Raw genomic sequence first — 14959 nt, 5'->3', positions numbered from 1 at the left:
AATCCCAAGCGCAATCCTATCGGATATCCCCCAATACGTTCCTGACAAGAATTGGCCAAATTCCCTTGCCTGCACTATACGAAATTATCCTATGACAATCAATGATTGTCATAGGATAATTTACCGGCAGTATTATTCTATTTTAGAAACAATGTCAGCGGTCGCTTCAGCTCGTACCGTTCAATGCAAAGCGCGGGAACCTTCAAATCCAGCAGATCAATAGCAGGAACGTCGACCCCGCACATCCGAGCAGTCGACAAGCACAAGCATTCAACCAGCATCAAGTCCGACAAGCTTACGCCGCACAATTATCAAGGGCAATCGGACGAGAATTGTTGCGTACGCATGAATTATGTACAAAACAGCCGCGCAACTTGGAAGCACGGCGCCAAGACCTTACGCCTTCCCGCCTTTCCCGCCAAGAGCGTCTTTCGCAGCGTCGCCGAGCACGTCCCCAAAGCCCTCGCTGAAACTGCTTGGCACCACAACCGTGCCGCCGGTTTCTCGAACGCTCTCATACAGAAGATGCATGGAGCGCAACCGCAGCGCAGCATCGTTTCTCGCGTATATATCGCCCATATCGTCCATCATTTCGCAGATATCCTGCTCAGCCTCCATAAGAATGATGCGAGCCTTCTTGCGCTGCTCGGCCTGAGCCTCAAGCGACATAACATCTTGCAACTCCTTCGGCAGCAAGATGTCGCGGATCTCCACCGACAGGATGGTAATGCCCCAAGGCTCCACCTTCTCTTCGAGCGCGCGTTTGAGCTCGCGGTCCAGCTGCTCGCGGCGAATGGCCACCTCGGCCGCGCCTCCCCGACCGATAGCGTCGCGCAAAGCCGTCTGAGCGGCAAGCTCCACCGCGCGCGTGAAGTCCCCCACTTCCATGCACGCCGCCTTTGCATCCCACACGTGCCAGAACAGGACCGCATTCACATCGAGTGGCACCAGGTCGGCCGTCAGGGTTTCTTCGGCTCCGAACGTGGTCACGCGAACGCGATTGTCCACGCGCATGGTGTTCTGCTCGACAATAGGGATGGTCCAGAACAACCCCGGCCCGGAAACTCGATTGAACTTGCCGAAACGCAGCACCACGACCTTTTCCCACTGCTGCGCGATATGCGTCGACATGGCAGCCAGCAGCCCCATAACCAGCGAAAGCGCAAGAGAAACCAGCCCCATACGACCCGTTGCCCCTATCGAGATGCCCATAACCAGGCAAAACGTCACCAGAAACACCGTCGCGGTAAACAACAGCACGCCCGCACTCGAAGCGCGCTCGCCCACCACTTCCGTATTCGCATCGGGAAGCACCCTCCACGAGGAACGCCCTCCGAACGAACGCGACTCGGCTTCAGTCGTCCGCCTGCGCCGAGCATTCCTGCTGTTTTCAAGATTCATGTCGGTTTCTTCCCTCTTCTTATACCAGTTGATCATGCGCCGCGCACTTTGCCGCCAGATGCACCGATCACGTCCACCTTCACGATACGGCCAGATCCCTCCACTGAAGTATCGTCCTCAATCCCCTCGGCCATTTTTGCCTGCTTGATCTTAAGGAGCATGCACCGCTGCACGTCGTCAAGAGACAAGCCCAGGTCGCGACACGCCGCAATGCAATCGTCCATAAGGCTATCGATCTCCTTTGCGAACCCCTCGTCCATCTCCGCGTCCAAGTCGCGCACGAACACGCCGCGCCCACGCGTCGATTCCAGATATCCATCGGACACAAGGCTGAGATACGCCTTGTTCACCGTGTTGTAGTTGATGGAAATGTCGGACGCCAGCCCACGCACCGTCGGCAACCGATCGCCAGGCTTGAAATAACCGGAATTGATCAAATAGATAAGCCGCTGGCGCAGCTGTACCCACAAAGGCACGTCGGTAGTTGCATCAACTTCGAAAGGGAACGTGGACTTATCCATTGGTCGCACTCTCCATCCTTATCACAATCCCATCTGCAAAACAGGCTGCATTCCCACTTCAACCAGGCAATACCGCAAAGCGAGCCCACCGGCTAAAACACCCGCAGCCACAGCTAAAGCCATCATCGGCAAAGGCTTCGCAACCCGCACGATCGCCAAATCAGCCGCAAGCGGAAAGGCAAGTCCGCCCGCCGCGAACACAACCCAAAACAGCCACGCGTCCGGGCCGCCAACCAAAACCTGCGACGAGACGGCCAGCGCCTGTCCGGTGCCGCTCGAACCGGAAAACGCAGGAGCCCCCAGCGCGGTCAGCCCCGAAACCGCAGCTACGTAAGCTGCCGCAACCAGAATCTCGCACGCCACGACCACGGCATCGACAGCCGCCAGCCGCCGAAACACGCCCCCGAACATTCGCGCTGCGCCTGAGAACTGACCGACAGCCAGAACCATAGCGCATCCGCACGAAAGCGACGAAAAGACGAACAGCACCGGAAGCCAAGGCGTCGACCAGAGCGGCACCGAGGGCATGCTCTGCAGCAGTAAGCCCGTATACGCCATGGTCACGACCGATGCCAAAGCCAGCAAAACCTCGGCCACGCGAACCACCGCAACCGAGAGGCGGGCCAAGCCGACCCATGCAACCAGCAAGAAGCACGCCAGCAAGAAGCACGCGGCCAAAGCCCAGGCGCCCGCCGCAACGTACGACAATGAAGGGTTCAGAAGCAGCGACGCCACGCGATCGATGCGCCCGACGTCCGCCAGCAAGCAGACCATGCCAGCTCCAAGCGCCGTCAATCCCGCGGCAAGCCCCGGAGCAAGCAGTCGCCTATACGCTTCAGGCAGGCGAACGATCCTGCAAGGCGAACCCGTGCGACCAGGCATGCGCTGCACGGTCAGAGAAGCAGGAGACAGCAAGCTCAGCGCAGCCGAAACCAGGCAAGCACCGGCTCCCGCGCCGCCCAAGAACAAGTAGCACACGATCAGCGATCCGAACAACGCGCCGCCCCCCTCCCTGGCCGCAAGCCTTCTCCCAAACGCCCGCACATTATCCTAAGACAATTATCGAGAACATTGTACGCGATTTCGGAAAGGTATGCAGCGGAGCGTGACGAAGGGCCTGCCGCACCGCCTCGTTGCAGCTTGAGACTTCTAGCGCAGCGCGTTTCCCGAAGGGCGCTTCGGCATCAGAGGTGATTGATCGAGGAAGCCTCCGCGGGAGGCGGAGACGACGAAAGACGCAGCGCTTGGAGGCGATGGCACGAACTGGCGGGTCTGCGCTGCGTGAAGCGCCCTACGGAGGGCGTCGTTTCGTGCGCTCGCACGAAAACACCAGGCCAGGGAACAGGGGGTCGCGGGCGGCGTGGTGGCGGAGTCGCCCGGGGAGCGCAGACCCGCGATTTTATGCCCGCACACGAGGATGCGGGGCCACCCTAACGAGAAAGACCCCCCACGACACCCCAACCCGCACGAGCAATGAAAGAAATCAGCCTTCGAACACAAGCGAATGAGCCCGGTTCATCCTTCGGGAGGGATGCGCGACCACGACCGAAAGAGCGACCATGGAACAACCATCGCACCGAGGCGTGCTTGCTTGCCCGCTGCAGCAGGCGGCGCTCGGCACACTCACGATAGGAGCCGCAATGTACGAGGAGCTGTACGAAGACATCCCCGATGTTCAAAAGTACTGGGAAAGGCTGGAGATGGAGCAGCCCGAGCTGCCGCTGTCGAAAAGCGACTTGGACCGCATGATCCTTGCGCACCAAAGCCGCATCCCTTTCGAGAACCTGGACGCATGCGACTACCATCGCCCTGTTTCGTTGGGCATACCCGACATATTCGACAAGGTTGTAGTCGGACGGCGCGGCGGCTACTGCTTCGAACTGAACGCCCTGTTCAACGCGTTGCTCAAGCACATGGGCGTTGAAACGTCGCCTTGCTTGGGACGCAGCCTGAAAGACCGGGGCTACGTCTACCCCATCCTGCACCGGGGCACGATCGCACGCGTAGAAGGACGGCGATACATCGCGGAAGTCGGCTACGGCGGGCCTTCGCCGGCATGCGCCATCCCCCTTGTCGATGGCGCGGAGGTCGAATCGTGCGGGCAGGCGTTTCGCGTCGAACTGCACGATTCGTGCTGGTGGCACGTCGTATACTGCGGGAGCGCAGCGAAAAGGCGGCGCGTCGACGCAACGGAAACGCCTGCGTTCGCCCTGCTTGACGCACCGATAGCCCTGACCGATTTCGTGCCGCTTTCCCATTACTGCTCCACGCATCCCGATTCCATGTTCACGCAGCAAAGGATGATCAACCGTCGGACCGAAAACGGGAACGTGTCCATCACCGCAAACACGTTCACCCAGGTGACGCCCGAGGGCAAGGAGACGAAAGCCGTCGATTCCGAAGACATGTTCCGGGCGCTTTTAGAAGAGCACTTCGGCATCGTGCTGCCTAGCTAGCGAAGCGCCTCGCGAGCAACGGCGAATCGAGTCGCCCCTTCGGGAAACAGAGCGCGCCCGCGCCGTCATCGGGAGTCACGAAATTCCCGATGCGGCCCCCAGCGGGCACGAAATCGCGGGTCTGCGCTGCACGAAACGACCTGCGGGGCGCGCCGTGTCGTGCACATGCACGAGAACCCCAGTTCAGAGAGCAAGCAGTCGCGGGCGGCGCGGCAACGAAGCTATCCAGGGAGCGCAGACCCGCGATTTCGTGCCCGCGCGAGGGGAAGGCGGAACGGTCGAAGCCGGACGGGCCGGCAAAAGAGCCGCCGCCACCCGACCGAGAGGGCGGCAAGCCGCCCCTTCCCCGTCCGCAAACCCTCTATCCCTGGAACAACGCCAGGAAGCGATCCCACAGCGTCGGCTCGGCCTTCGACTCCTCTTCTTGCGGCGCCTCGGGCTTCTCGATGGCCGCCGTGGACATCACGAACTGCACGGCAGCAACGTTCTTGTTGTCAGGCGACACGAACGACACCGGGTCGAATTCGGGGAAATCGAATTCCGCGGTCATCTCCTCGATCTGTTTGCGCATGGTTTCCGGCAGCGTGATCGTGGTCGCATTGAGCTGGCCCAACCCGCCGCTCAGCGAGCCCGCGCCTCCCGAAAGCTGGCGTGCGCCACCCGCAAGCGACGACGTTCCGGACTCGAGATCGCCATAGCTGGCAGCCAGAGCCGACACGCCGGAGGTGTACTGCACCAATCCGTCGTGGAACTGGCCGTACGAAGCAGGCAGCTGAGACAACCCCTCGACCACCTGCACCAGCTGGTCAACGCGCCCGTCGGCTACGGCCGCATCCAGCAGCTTGGCAGCGGCGCGCAACGCAGCCACCTGCTGGTCGAGCGCGACCGCGGAGGCAGACAGCGCATTGTCGGCATCGTCGAACGCCGGCTTCCCTTCGACGTACGCCGTTTTGACCGCCTGAGCAGCCTCGTACACCGACAGAAGCTTCTGCACGGTTTCAGCTTGGGAGGAATCGCCCTTGACGTATTCCTTCAACGAATCGATCTGGCCTTGCGTCGGAGCATTCGCCAACAGCCCCCCGATCGCCCCATCGAGCGCCGTCATGGCCTGGGAATACTCCTGCTGCACCGCATGCGCTTGCCGAGCAAGCACCTCGAGCCCGTCCGCTATCTTGTCGATCGCGTCCGGAAGCTGCTTGAGCTGCTCAAGCTGGCCGGGATCGATCTTCGACAACGCCGCGGGCATGGCATCGAACGCGGTCTTGATCTGGCTCGAGGCTTCCACAAGCGCACCCGAAGACGAGTCGAGCTGCGCCAAACCTTGTCCGAACGACGTCGCGCCCGACGAAAGCCCTTGAACGCCGCTCGACAGTGCGCTCGCGCCCGAAGCCAAAGACGACGCTCCCGCCGCAAGCTGGCTCACGGCATCGGACAAACTGGTCATGCCGTCCGCCATGCCGCTCGTGTCCGGCATCTCAATAACCGAGGAATACGGCAGCGCGGCTATTTGCGCACCCGCCATACGGAAATCCTTCACCTGGGCCTTCAACTCGAAGTCACCATCATGGCCAGGCAGAACGGTGAACGCTACCGTAGTGTCTTGGCCCGCGCTTGCCACCGAGGCCCCCTCGGCCGTCACGTCGGATGCCACAGCCCCCGGCAGCGTAAACGTGATCTGCATCATGAAGCTGTCGTAGAACGCCGGGGGAACCGCGTCGTTTCGCGCAGTGCTCACCCGGATGGACAAGGCCCCTGATGCGCCGGCCAGCTGATCGGCCGGCACGGTTTTGCCGTCCAGCTTGTATTCAAGCGACACGCGCCAGGGCAGCGCCGTCCGCGCCGCATCGCCCTGGTAGAAGAACGCGCCCTCGCCCGCCTCGAACACGGTGGCGTTGCCCTGGCGCTTCAGATCCGCCTGGTTGGTCAGGTTCTGCACCGCCGTGTAATCGCCGTAGTCCGCGATCGATCCCGCACCCGTTACGTCGAAGCGATTGACCACGTACACCGCTTCCGGCTTCCCGCTTGCCGTCAGGTTCGCGTACACCACTTCGGACTTTCGATACGTTGCGGTGGAAGCCGGCTGCGCCGATGCGCCGCTCGCCCCGGGTTCTTTCGCCGATTCGTCCTGGGCAAGCGCGAGCGCGCCGGGCACGCACGCCACCGACAAGGCAACGGTCAGCAGGGCCGCAAGGCCCGTGCGCATGCAGGGATGATTCCTCATGATTCGTCTCCTTCACTTGTATGGAGCACGGAAACGGAAGCGCCTCCAAGCGCGACCGAGGGATTCGAACAGCAAGCTTCCGATGCCGCAGACGCGTCGCCCGCCGCGCCCTCTTGCGTTTTGGGCGCGAAGTTCGCACGCCAGGTGGTCCGGCGAATGGGGCCGTCAAGCAGCACGAGCAATGCCGGCAAGAAGCACGTGACCAGCGCAAACGACAGCAACGCACCACGCGCGAGCAGCATGCCCAGGCTGGCAACCGCCGACATGGTGGACGAGAACGCCAGCGCGAACCCGGCTGTGGCCAGAATGCCCGCCGAAACCAGAAGCGACGGGAACGTCTCGCCCAAGGCCCGATACGCCGCTTTGCGCGCAGGAAGATTCTTGCGATGGGTCAGGTAGTGCGTGGTCAGCAGAATGGCGTAGTCAATGGTCGCTCCCAGCTGCACCGTGTTGATGACCAGGTACCCGATGAAGTTCACCGAATCGCCCGTGAAGTACGGGATGGACAGGTTGATCCAGATGCCCGACTCTATGTCCAACAGCAGCACCAGCGGCAGCAGCAGCGAACGGAACGTCACCAGCAGCACCAGCAGGATGGCCGTGAACGCCACCGCAGCAACCACCACGTTGTCAACGGCCACGATGTTCTTCATGTCGTACAAGTTCGCCGACTGCCCCGCCGTGTAGTACGTGTCGTAATGCGCAGCCGCCGTACGCTGAACGGCCTCAACCGTAGCGAAAGCCTCGCTGCTCTCCACGTCGGTGTCCGTATAAGCGATGATGCGCGCCCAATTCTGCGAGTAGAACTGATCCAGCACGCTCGCGCCCACGAAACCCTGCGGGATGGTCGCCCCTACGGTTGCCGCGTACGAGATGACGCTGGCCACGTTGTCGACCTTCGCCAAATCGGCCGAAAGCGCCGCTTCGGCGGCAACGTCGCCGCGCGGGACCAGCACCACTACCGCGTTCTGCTGACCGAACTCGTCTTGGATCATGAGCGTGTCGGCTCCTGCGCGCAAATTCGGATCAGGCTCGCTGTTCTGGTAGGTGAACACGGTATGGGCCTGGCCCAAATACGCCGGCACCACCAGCGCAAGCACCAACACGAGCGCCGGCACGCGCACCTTCGCCAGCACGCGCCCCACGTTGCGAAACGAGGGCAGCAAGGGCCGGTGCGCCGTCTTGTCGATAAGCTTGTACAGTGAAAGCGTGAGGGCCGGCAGGAACACCATGACCGTGAAGAAGCTGAACACGATGCCCTTGACCAGGTTGATGCCCAGATCGGCGCCGATTTGGAACTGCATGAACGACAGCGCCATAAATCCGAAAAGCGTGGTGACGGCGCTTGCGGCGATCGTGGACAGCGACGTGCGCATAGCCACGGCCATCGCACGCTCGGGAGTAGGCTGAAGAGCCCGCTCGGCCGCGAAAGCGTGCAGCAGGAAAATGGCGTAGTCCAGCGAAACCGCCAGCTGCAAGATGGGGCTCACCGAAAACGTGATGAACGACACCTGGCCGAACACGATGTTCGTGCCCATATTGATGATGATGGACACGCCGATGGCCGCAAGAAACAGCACCGGCTCGATCCAAGACCGAGTGGAAAGAACCAGCAGCAGCACGATGATGGGAACCAGGACCAGCGCGGCTTTTCCGGTTTCCTCGCCCGTACTGGCCGTGGTCTGCGCCGTATCGGAGGCTTCGCCCGACACCGCGTTTACCGGCCCCGCCTCGTCCACCAGCGCACGCAGCGCGGGAACGGCCCGACCCTCGAAGCCTTCGGCAACCGCTACCTGGAACAGGGCTGCGCCATTGCGGTAGTACGTTTCGACCAGCGACGGATCGGCCATTTCCAGCGGCGTTGCCACATCCATGACGTCGTCGAGCCACATAACGGACTCCACACCGTCAACAGCGGCGATCTTGCTCTTAAGTTCGAGGGCCTGCGCCACGGACACGTCGTGCACCAGCACGTTCGCATTCGGAACAGCCTGGGCGAATTCCGTGCTCATGATTTCCACGGCGGTGGTCGATTGGGCTTCGTCCGGCAGATAGTCGACCATGTCGTAGTTGACGCCGACGAACGGAATCATGGCCGCACACACGATGGCGACGGTCACGAACGCCGCCACGACCGCTTTTCGGCGCGCGATGACGCCGTCTATGATGCGGTCCGTACAATTCGTGCGTGTCATGAGGGGAATCCCGTTCGCCTTGATGCCGTTTCGTACTTCGAATAATACCCAACACCAGGTGGGGAAACAACCAACAAGCGCGCGACGATGCGCTCGCGCCCCGACGAGCTACCGCACAAGCAGGGCAGCCAGCCGTTCAACCTGGTCAAAACGAAGTCGCAACCCTTCCCGCACGTAGCGGTCGAACGAGCCGAACGCGTTGTCCACTTCCGCGAAGAACGCGTCCAGGTACGCCGGTCGCGCCTCGAGAAACGACTGGAGGATCGCCCGCTCCCCGTCGGTCATGCCCGCGCCGAGCGATGCGGCCTCCGCGCGCATGGACGCGGCGTTCACCTGGTTCGTTGCCAGGTAGTCGGCCATGACGTCGTCGGGATGGACTCCCGATGCGCGCAGCAGCACGGCGCAGAGCACACCGGTGCGGTCCTTGCCGTTCACGCAGTGCACCAGCGCAGGAACGCCCTCCGCGGCAATCGATCGCAGCGCCGTGCCGATGAGCGGATACTCGCTCACGTAGCGGCGGTAGTTGCGCACCATGCGCTCCCCCGGCGCGCCGTATGCATCGATCACGCCTGCCACCAGGCGCTTCCCCGCATCCTTGCGCCTGGTTTCCGCCGAAGGAGCCAGTGCGACGGTTTTCGCGCCCACCAGGTACGGCTCAGGTCGCGCGGCCACCTCGCTCTGGTTGCGAATGTCGTATATGGAACGAACGCCCAGTAACCGAACGATAACGTCGGCTTCCTGAGCGTCGATGGAAGACAGGTCGCACGAGCGAAACAGGCGCGCGCCCGCAAGCGGCCCGCCGCCTATCGCCCGAATGCGCGAAGCTCCGTAGGCTTCGGGCGCGGCGTGCGCGGAATCCGCGCCCAAGCCGTTCGGGCTTGCGACAGCCATCACGGCAGGACCTCGAATGCGAACCCCGACACCAACGAAGACGAGCGACCGTGCGCGTCCCGAGCACGGGCTTTGAGCAGATAGCAGCCCGGACGCTCGGGCGTGTACACGAAGCGCCAGTTCACGCCGCGCTCGGCCACCGCCCCCGTCGTCGCGTACGCCGTCCAGGTCTCACCGTTGTCGAGCGAGAACTCAAGCGCAGACACCCCTTCGGCGAAGTCGTCCACGTAGCCCTCGAACACGACGGGATCGCCCACATGGTAGACGGAACGGCCGGCCTCGGCATGCGCGCTATCGTCCATGAGGTTCGCTCTCCCCGTCGCGCATGGCCTTGAGCTTCGCCAGGACGGCAGGATCGATGCGCGATGCAACGGTGTTCTTCTGCGCCACCTTCGGCGTTTCGTCCAAGCGGGCGTCTTCGTAATGCATGCCCACCTCACGGCTGAAACCGTCGGCGCTCATGCGATCCACGCCGAAGCCGAAGACGGTGTCCTGGATGGTGGCATCGCTTGTGACCACGAGCGTTTCCACCTGACGTTCGCGCGCATCGTGCGCCAGCTTCTCGATCACCTTGTCGGCCGACTGACCGGCCGGACTGAACATGATGCGCACGCCGCCGATGGTTTCCGCCTCGCCGGTGGAAAACGCGTTGCGCGCGCCATCGAACACGATGATGGCGCGCCAGTCGCGCCCCGCGTAGTTGATCACGTCGTTGATGAGCGTTTCGCGCGCGACGTTGAACGTGTCGTCCGTGTAGTCCGGGTCGGTGACCTGACGGTACCGGCTGCCCGAGCGCAACACGTTGTACCCGTCCACGATCAGGAGTTTTTTACGTTGCCGTGCCATAGCGGTGCATCGCCTGCAATCAAGCGCGGTTCTGACGAAGCCACTCGTACATGCACGCCGTGGCCGCCTGCGCCACGTTAAGGGAAGCAACCTCGCCCTCAAGCGGCAGCTTCGCGAACAGGTCGCAGTTTTCCAGCACCAGACGAGAAACGCCCTCGTGCTCGTTGCCCATCACCAGCGCGATCTTGCCCTTGAGGTTGGTGTCCCAGATAAGGTCCTGGGCATGCTCGGTGGCAGCAGCCACCCAAAAGCCCTCTTCCTTGAGGCGGTTGATGGCCTGGACCAGGTTCGACACCTGCGCCACGGGCACGTGCGCGATGGCGCCGGCCGAGCTCTTGTACGTTGAAGCTTCCACGTGCGCGCTGCGCTTGTTGGGGATGATCAGGCCGCACGCGCCCACCGCTTCAGCGCTGCGCGAAATGGCGCCCAGGTTGCCGGCGTCGGTGATGTGATCGAGGATCACCACGAGCGCACGGCCGTCGTTGTTTGCCGCAGAGGCTTCAGCCGCGCCCACGATATCACCGATGCCCGCATAGGGAAACGGCTTCGTCTTGGCCATAACGCCCTGATGGCTGCCACGATCCGACTTGTCGTCGAGGATCTTGCGCGGAACCATCTCCACCGTTGCGCCAGCGCGCTTCGCCTTGCGCAAGATGTCCTCGATAAGGCCGTCGCGCTTGACGTTGTCGGCCATGAGGATGCTCTTGACGGGCACGCCCGTGCGCAGCGCCTCGATGATGGGGCGCTTGCCTTCTATGTAGTCAGCCATGTGGTTGCCTTTCGTGGAGGATCGCGCGATCATCTGCGCCGATCCTGGAGAATTCGATCGCTCGAAAGTGTACCACGCCGCACATGCGCCGGGAAACGAGGGGACGAAAAGCGCACAGGGCGAACGCGGAGGGCGCAGGATGTAGGCGGCGAGGTGCGAGGCGGGCGGGGCGCATGGGGGCGCGGGGCGCGGGACTGGGACCGGAAGCGCACAGCGGGGCGGGGCACAGGGTGCATGCAGCGGGCCGTGCGAACGGGGCGCCCGGGCCGCGCGAACGGGTTCCCACCCCGCTTGCGCGCGAAAAACCGCGTTCGCTGGCAGGTTTTGACGGTTGGGGGTCGTCGATTCGCTTTCGCCGCCCTTCCAGCTGAAAAGCGCTTTGCATCGTGCCTGTTCAGGAGCGCGTGGCGAATCCGGGTTGAAAACGGCCGACTTGTAGCGGGCGTCAAACGACCGCAAACCGTCAAAACCTGCCAGCGGGAGCCGTTTTTCGTGCGCAAGACGCTACCTTAGGTAGCGCTGGCAGACGGCACGCATGGCGAAAGCGCTCGCAAGCGAAACGTTCCTGCACCCCCGCCGCGCAGCCGACGCCGACAGCCTCGCGCCCGCTACTCGTCGTCGCGACGGCGCCGCAGCACGCGACGCAGGCTGCGCTTCTGTGCCGCCGTCGTGTCGCCGCCGTGCAGGAACACGCCCGACACCACGCGCTTCACCTTGCCGACGCCGCGCGCTACATGGGGCGTAAGGTCCGCCTCGCTACGCGTCTTCCAATCGTAGTACACGCTCCAGTAGCGCAGAAACACGACCGCGAACACGCAGGCAACGCCCGCGATGGGCAACGGAGCGCCCGCGTACGCCAGCACGACGAACGCAAGCGAGCCGCCCAAGCCCGCCACCGCGTAGAAGTTGCTCTGCTTGAAGATGCCGGGCGTCTCCCCCACGCAGATGTCGCGCACCGCGCCGCCACCCACCGCCGTGATGGCGCCCAGGATGATCGACAGCACAACGCCCTGCTCGCACGCATACGCCTTGCTGGCCCCGGCCAGCGCGAACAGCCCCACCGACAGCGCGTCCGCGAAGAACACCGTGGCATCCAAATGCCGGAACAATCCGCGGAAGTAGAACACGAACACGCAGATGGCAATGCAGATGACGATAAGGTCGGGGTGCGAGGTGAAGTACACGCCGTGATCCTGCATGAGCACATCGCGGATGATACCGCCGCCGTACCCGGTGACCAGGCCCAGCACAACGGTGCCGATGATGTCGAGCTTGCGGTCGCATGCGAACAGCGCGCCCGTCAGCACGCCGACGACCACGGAAAAATAATCGATGCTCCACGGCACGGTAAGCACCTGCGAGTCGGAGAGCATTTGCTGAAAAAAGGAGGTATCCATAAGCCCCTTATCGGTCGATGCGCCTATGAAACCACAACGAGCGGCGGCGCGCTAGAGGAAGAAAAGCAAAAAAGCGCGACGTGCACCCGCAAGCGCTCCCCATCCACGCGCCGCAAAGGTCAAAAGCAACAAAACCGCAAAGACGAGAAGAAACTATTGGCTAAGTGCAAATATTCATGAGATGATATCATTTGCAATTTTACCGAAAGCGCGCACGACCGAGAACATGCGAAGGCGCGCCGAATCCCAAAGCAAACCGCGTAGTGAAAAAGAGGTTTCCCATGTGGAGCAGTTGTCATCCTAAGTCCGACGAAGACATGCGAGAGTGCGCGGAGCTCGGCAAGTCGCTCAACCGTTTGTCGCAGCCCACCATCCTTACGCTGCTCGCATGCTCCGACGAGCCGTTGCACGGCTACGTCATCGTGCAACAGGCAGCATCCTCGCCCATGTTCGGCGGAAAGAAGCCCGACGCCACCGGCATCTACCGCGCGCTCAAGCGCATGGAGGAAGCCGAGCTGGTCACGTCGGAATGGGACGTACCCGAAGAGGGATCCGCCAAGCGCCTGTTCTCGCTGACCGACAAGGGTCGCTGCTGCCTGCGCCGCTGGATCGACGCCCTTGCCTGCTACGAGCTCACGCTCGAAGAGCTGCGCGGCCTGGCCGCGTCGGCCCTTGGAATCGACCTGCCCGACGCCCCTCGTTGTTCCCACTAGCAACAAGTTCCGAAAACGCGCCGCAAAACCACGCTAGGGCCGCCGCCTCTTTCGCATAGGCTGCGGCCCGCATTCGTCGCGCATGGTGCAGTGGTCGCAATCGTCGACCAAGCTCATTTCGATAAGATCCCACCCGATAGGCTCGTAGCCAAGAGCGTCGTAGAACGCGCGACTCGAACCGCGCGAGACAAGCCTGAGCTCGCCGTGTCGGGAAAGCGCTTCGTCCATGAGGGCGCGCCCGACGCCGAAGCCCTGCCACGTTCGGTACGTGACAACCGGGTTCACGAACGCCACGCCCTCCTTGGACGTGACAACGCGAATGAACCCCACGACCTCGTCGTCTTCGTTCACCGCCACGCGCACGCCCTCGATGGAGGGAATGGCATCCATCCCCTCGGCGTTCGCGTACGAATCGAGCACCGTCTTGTCTTCTTGCCGCGCATCGCGGATAGAGAACAAATCGCAAACCACGACAACCCCCTTGTTCGTACGTACGCGGCAGGCGAGGCGAACGAACGCGCCGCACGCTCCGCCTACCGGAAAAGCCCCGCCTAGAACGGCGGCAAGTATATTTTATCCCGCGACTGAGGGATGGCCTTCTTCCCCAGCTCTTTCAACCCTTTCACCACGTCGGGCATCAAGTCCACGGGAATGCCCATCATCATCATGGAATCGTCCACATCAGACGAAGCGCGGCACCCGTAGCACCCGAACGATATGTTGATCTCGCCCGACGTCAGAGGCAGCAGCGTGGTTTCAACGCACTGGGCATTATAGCCGCTTGCATGGAAATCATGGCGATGCCCCGTGTAGTACGATGTTGCCATAGACAGCCACATCATCTGCTCGGGCTTCGCGATCACGGCCACCACGTCGGCTGCGCACTTCGCGTCGTCGAGGGGGCACACCACCGTCGCGTCCACCGTGCGAGGCTCCAAGCAGGGGCGCTCGTGAACCATGCGCTTCGCCGCCTCTACGGAATCCAGCTTATGGAACAGGATGTACAGTTCCCCCGACGCAAGCTTCTCCGGCATGGGCGTAAGACCCAGAATGGACGTTCCGTCTGGGCACGCATGGCGGTTCGCGGGCATCATGATCGACGCCCCGCGGCGGGCGGCCATGAGCGACTGGCAATAACGCAGACGCTGCTCGGGAAGCGGCACGTCGGGAAGCGGTTCCCCCGCCTTGATAAGGGAGATGGCCACAGGATGCCAGCGCAATCCCAGGATCTCGCGCATCGTATCGGCCCATTCCTTGTACTGGGCTTTCACGGCCTCGTCAAGAGGCGGCGCCATCTCCCGATCGGCCTGGGCCGCACGCGCAGCGGCCGAGGCTTCGATGCGGATCGCGTGCGCCGGGCACTGTCCCGCACACGTCTCGCAGCCCCAGCAGTCGTCCAAGCGCAACGCCTGAGGAACGCCTTCCACCAGCTCGAACACGTTCACCGGGCAAAACGCCTCGCACAAGCCGCACTGCGTGCACAGCCTTTGGTCAACATGGATAGCGTAAGCCACCTCGTTGCTATTCGTCATATCAGCATCCCTTCCAT

General features: G+C 62.6%; 14 protein-coding genes. 2 read left to right on the top strand and 12 right to left on the bottom strand.

Annotated features, from left to right (window positions below):
* Window positions 1-396: 396 nt before the first annotated feature.
* Genes LG373_RS01125 through nrfD form a run of 3 tightly spaced genes read right to left on the bottom strand, consistent with a single transcriptional unit; the run spans window position 397 to window position 2918 of the window.
* Window positions 397-1437 (bottom strand): slipin family protein, encoded by a 1041-nt coding sequence (locus LG373_RS01125; RefSeq protein WP_225748755.1) that lies wholly within the window; start codon window positions 1435-1437, stop codon window positions 397-399.
* Window positions 1434-1922 carry a GntR family transcriptional regulator gene (locus tag LG373_RS01120; RefSeq protein ID WP_114567008.1) on the bottom strand — a complete coding sequence of 163 codons (489 nt, stop codon included), beginning with the start codon at window positions 1920-1922 and terminating at the stop codon, window positions 1434-1436. The genes LG373_RS01125 and LG373_RS01120 overlap by 4 nt, the downstream gene beginning before the upstream one ends.
* A gap of 21 nt (window positions 1923-1943) precedes the next feature.
* A complete protein-coding gene (gene nrfD, locus LG373_RS01115; RefSeq protein ID WP_216528959.1) occupies window positions 1944-2918 on the bottom strand; it encodes an NrfD/PsrC family molybdoenzyme membrane anchor subunit in 975 nt (324 codons plus the stop codon).
* Window positions 2919-3481: 563 nt separating this feature from the next.
* On the opposite strand from nrfD, the gene LG373_RS01110 reads away from it, so the two are divergent.
* Window positions 3482-4378, top strand: a complete 897-nt coding sequence (locus tag LG373_RS01110) for an arylamine N-acetyltransferase (protein ID WP_225748753.1) — start codon at window positions 3482-3484, stop codon at window positions 4376-4378.
* Window positions 4379-4739: 361 nt separating this feature from the next.
* On the opposite strand, the gene LG373_RS01105 is transcribed toward LG373_RS01110, so the two are convergent.
* From LG373_RS01105 to LG373_RS01075, 7 genes are all read right to left on the bottom strand, one after another.
* A complete protein-coding gene (locus LG373_RS01105; RefSeq protein ID WP_225748752.1) occupies window positions 4740-6599 on the bottom strand; it encodes a hypothetical protein in 1860 nt (619 codons plus the stop codon).
* Window positions 6596-8794, bottom strand: a complete 2199-nt coding sequence (locus LG373_RS01100; protein WP_225748751.1) for an RND family transporter — start codon at window positions 8792-8794, stop codon at window positions 6596-6598. The genes LG373_RS01105 and LG373_RS01100 overlap by 4 nt, the downstream gene beginning before the upstream one ends.
* Window positions 8795-8902: 108 nt before the next feature.
* On the bottom strand, window positions 8903-9685 hold the full coding sequence (locus tag LG373_RS01095; RefSeq protein WP_225748984.1) for a tyrosine-protein phosphatase: 783 nt from the start codon (window positions 9683-9685) through the stop codon (window positions 8903-8905).
* Entirely contained in the window at window positions 9685-9987 is a 303-nt protein-coding gene (locus tag LG373_RS01090; RefSeq protein WP_216528962.1) for a hypothetical protein, read from the bottom strand. The genes LG373_RS01095 and LG373_RS01090 overlap by 1 nt, the downstream gene beginning before the upstream one ends.
* Window positions 9977-10531 (bottom strand): NYN domain-containing protein, encoded by a 555-nt coding sequence (locus LG373_RS01085; protein ID WP_225748750.1) that lies wholly within the window; start codon window positions 10529-10531, stop codon window positions 9977-9979. The genes LG373_RS01090 and LG373_RS01085 overlap by 11 nt, the downstream gene beginning before the upstream one ends.
* Window positions 10532-10550: 19 nt before the next feature.
* The gene (rlmB, locus tag LG373_RS01080) at window positions 10551-11300 is read right to left on the bottom strand and encodes a 23S rRNA (guanosine(2251)-2'-O)-methyltransferase RlmB (RefSeq protein ID WP_114567023.1); all 750 of its coding nucleotides are present in this window, start codon (window positions 11298-11300) and stop codon (window positions 10551-10553) included.
* 608 nt (window positions 11301-11908) lie between these two features.
* Complete coding sequence (locus LG373_RS01075) at window positions 11909-12697, bottom strand: trimeric intracellular cation channel family protein (protein WP_114567024.1); 789 nt, start codon at window positions 12695-12697, stop codon at window positions 11909-11911.
* A gap of 281 nt (window positions 12698-12978) precedes the next feature.
* Between LG373_RS01075 and LG373_RS01070 the strand changes: the two genes are divergently transcribed.
* On the top strand, window positions 12979-13410 hold the full coding sequence (locus LG373_RS01070; RefSeq protein WP_114567025.1) for a PadR family transcriptional regulator: 432 nt from the start codon (window positions 12979-12981) through the stop codon (window positions 13408-13410).
* 33 nt (window positions 13411-13443) lie between these two features.
* Here the strand turns inward: LG373_RS01070 and LG373_RS01065 are convergent, their stop codons facing one another.
* Both LG373_RS01065 and LG373_RS01060 read right to left on the bottom strand, forming a co-directional pair.
* Window positions 13444-13881 carry a GNAT family N-acetyltransferase gene (locus LG373_RS01065; protein WP_225748749.1) on the bottom strand — a complete coding sequence of 146 codons (438 nt, stop codon included), beginning with the start codon at window positions 13879-13881 and terminating at the stop codon, window positions 13444-13446.
* An 80-nt stretch (window positions 13882-13961) separates the two neighbouring features.
* Window positions 13962-14942, bottom strand: a complete 981-nt coding sequence (locus tag LG373_RS01060) for a DUF169 domain-containing protein (protein ID WP_225748748.1) — start codon at window positions 14940-14942, stop codon at window positions 13962-13964.
* Between the last annotated feature and the right edge of the window lie 17 nt (window positions 14943-14959).

The sequence above is a fragment of the Paraeggerthella sp. Marseille-Q4926 genome (assembly GCF_916618935.1).
Classification (GTDB): Bacteria; Actinomycetota; Coriobacteriia; order Coriobacteriales; family Eggerthellaceae; genus Paraeggerthella; species Paraeggerthella hominis.
Note: the sequence above shows the minus strand (reverse complement) of the source record. Positions and strands in the feature narration are given on the sequence as shown.

What these genes read in the sequence shown, in the direction of transcription:
- LG373_RS01125 (WP_225748755.1), bottom strand. Translation starts at nt 1,437, where the DNA reads ATGATCAACTGGTATAAGAAGAGGGAAGAAACCGACATGAATCTTGAA.
- LG373_RS01120 (WP_114567008.1), bottom strand. Translation starts at nt 1,922, where the DNA reads ATGGATAAGTCCACGTTCCCTTTCGAAGTTGATGCAACTACCGACGTG.
- LG373_RS01110 (WP_225748753.1), top strand. Translation starts at nt 3,482, where the DNA reads ATGGAACAACCATCGCACCGAGGCGTGCTTGCTTGCCCGCTGCAGCAG.
- LG373_RS01105 (WP_225748752.1), bottom strand. Translation starts at nt 6,599, where the DNA reads ATGAGGAATCATCCCTGCATGCGCACGGGCCTTGCGGCCCTGCTGACC.
- LG373_RS01100 (WP_225748751.1), bottom strand. Translation starts at nt 8,794, where the DNA reads ATGACACGCACGAATTGTACGGACCGCATCATAGACGGCGTCATCGCG.
- LG373_RS01095 (WP_225748984.1), bottom strand. Translation starts at nt 9,685, where the DNA reads ATGGCTGTCGCAAGCCCGAACGGCTTGGGCGCGGATTCCGCGCACGCC.
- LG373_RS01090 (WP_216528962.1), bottom strand. Translation starts at nt 9,987, where the DNA reads ATGGACGATAGCGCGCATGCCGAGGCCGGCCGTTCCGTCTACCATGTG.
- LG373_RS01085 (WP_225748750.1), bottom strand. Translation starts at nt 10,531, where the DNA reads ATGGCACGGCAACGTAAAAAACTCCTGATCGTGGACGGGTACAACGTG.
- rlmB (WP_114567023.1), bottom strand. Translation starts at nt 11,300, where the DNA reads ATGGCTGACTACATAGAAGGCAAGCGCCCCATCATCGAGGCGCTGCGC.
- LG373_RS01075 (WP_114567024.1), bottom strand. Translation starts at nt 12,697, where the DNA reads ATGGATACCTCCTTTTTTCAGCAAATGCTCTCCGACTCGCAGGTGCTT.
- LG373_RS01070 (WP_114567025.1), top strand. Translation starts at nt 12,979, where the DNA reads ATGTGGAGCAGTTGTCATCCTAAGTCCGACGAAGACATGCGAGAGTGC.
- LG373_RS01060 (WP_225748748.1), bottom strand. Translation starts at nt 14,942, where the DNA reads ATGACGAATAGCAACGAGGTGGCTTACGCTATCCATGTTGACCAAAGG.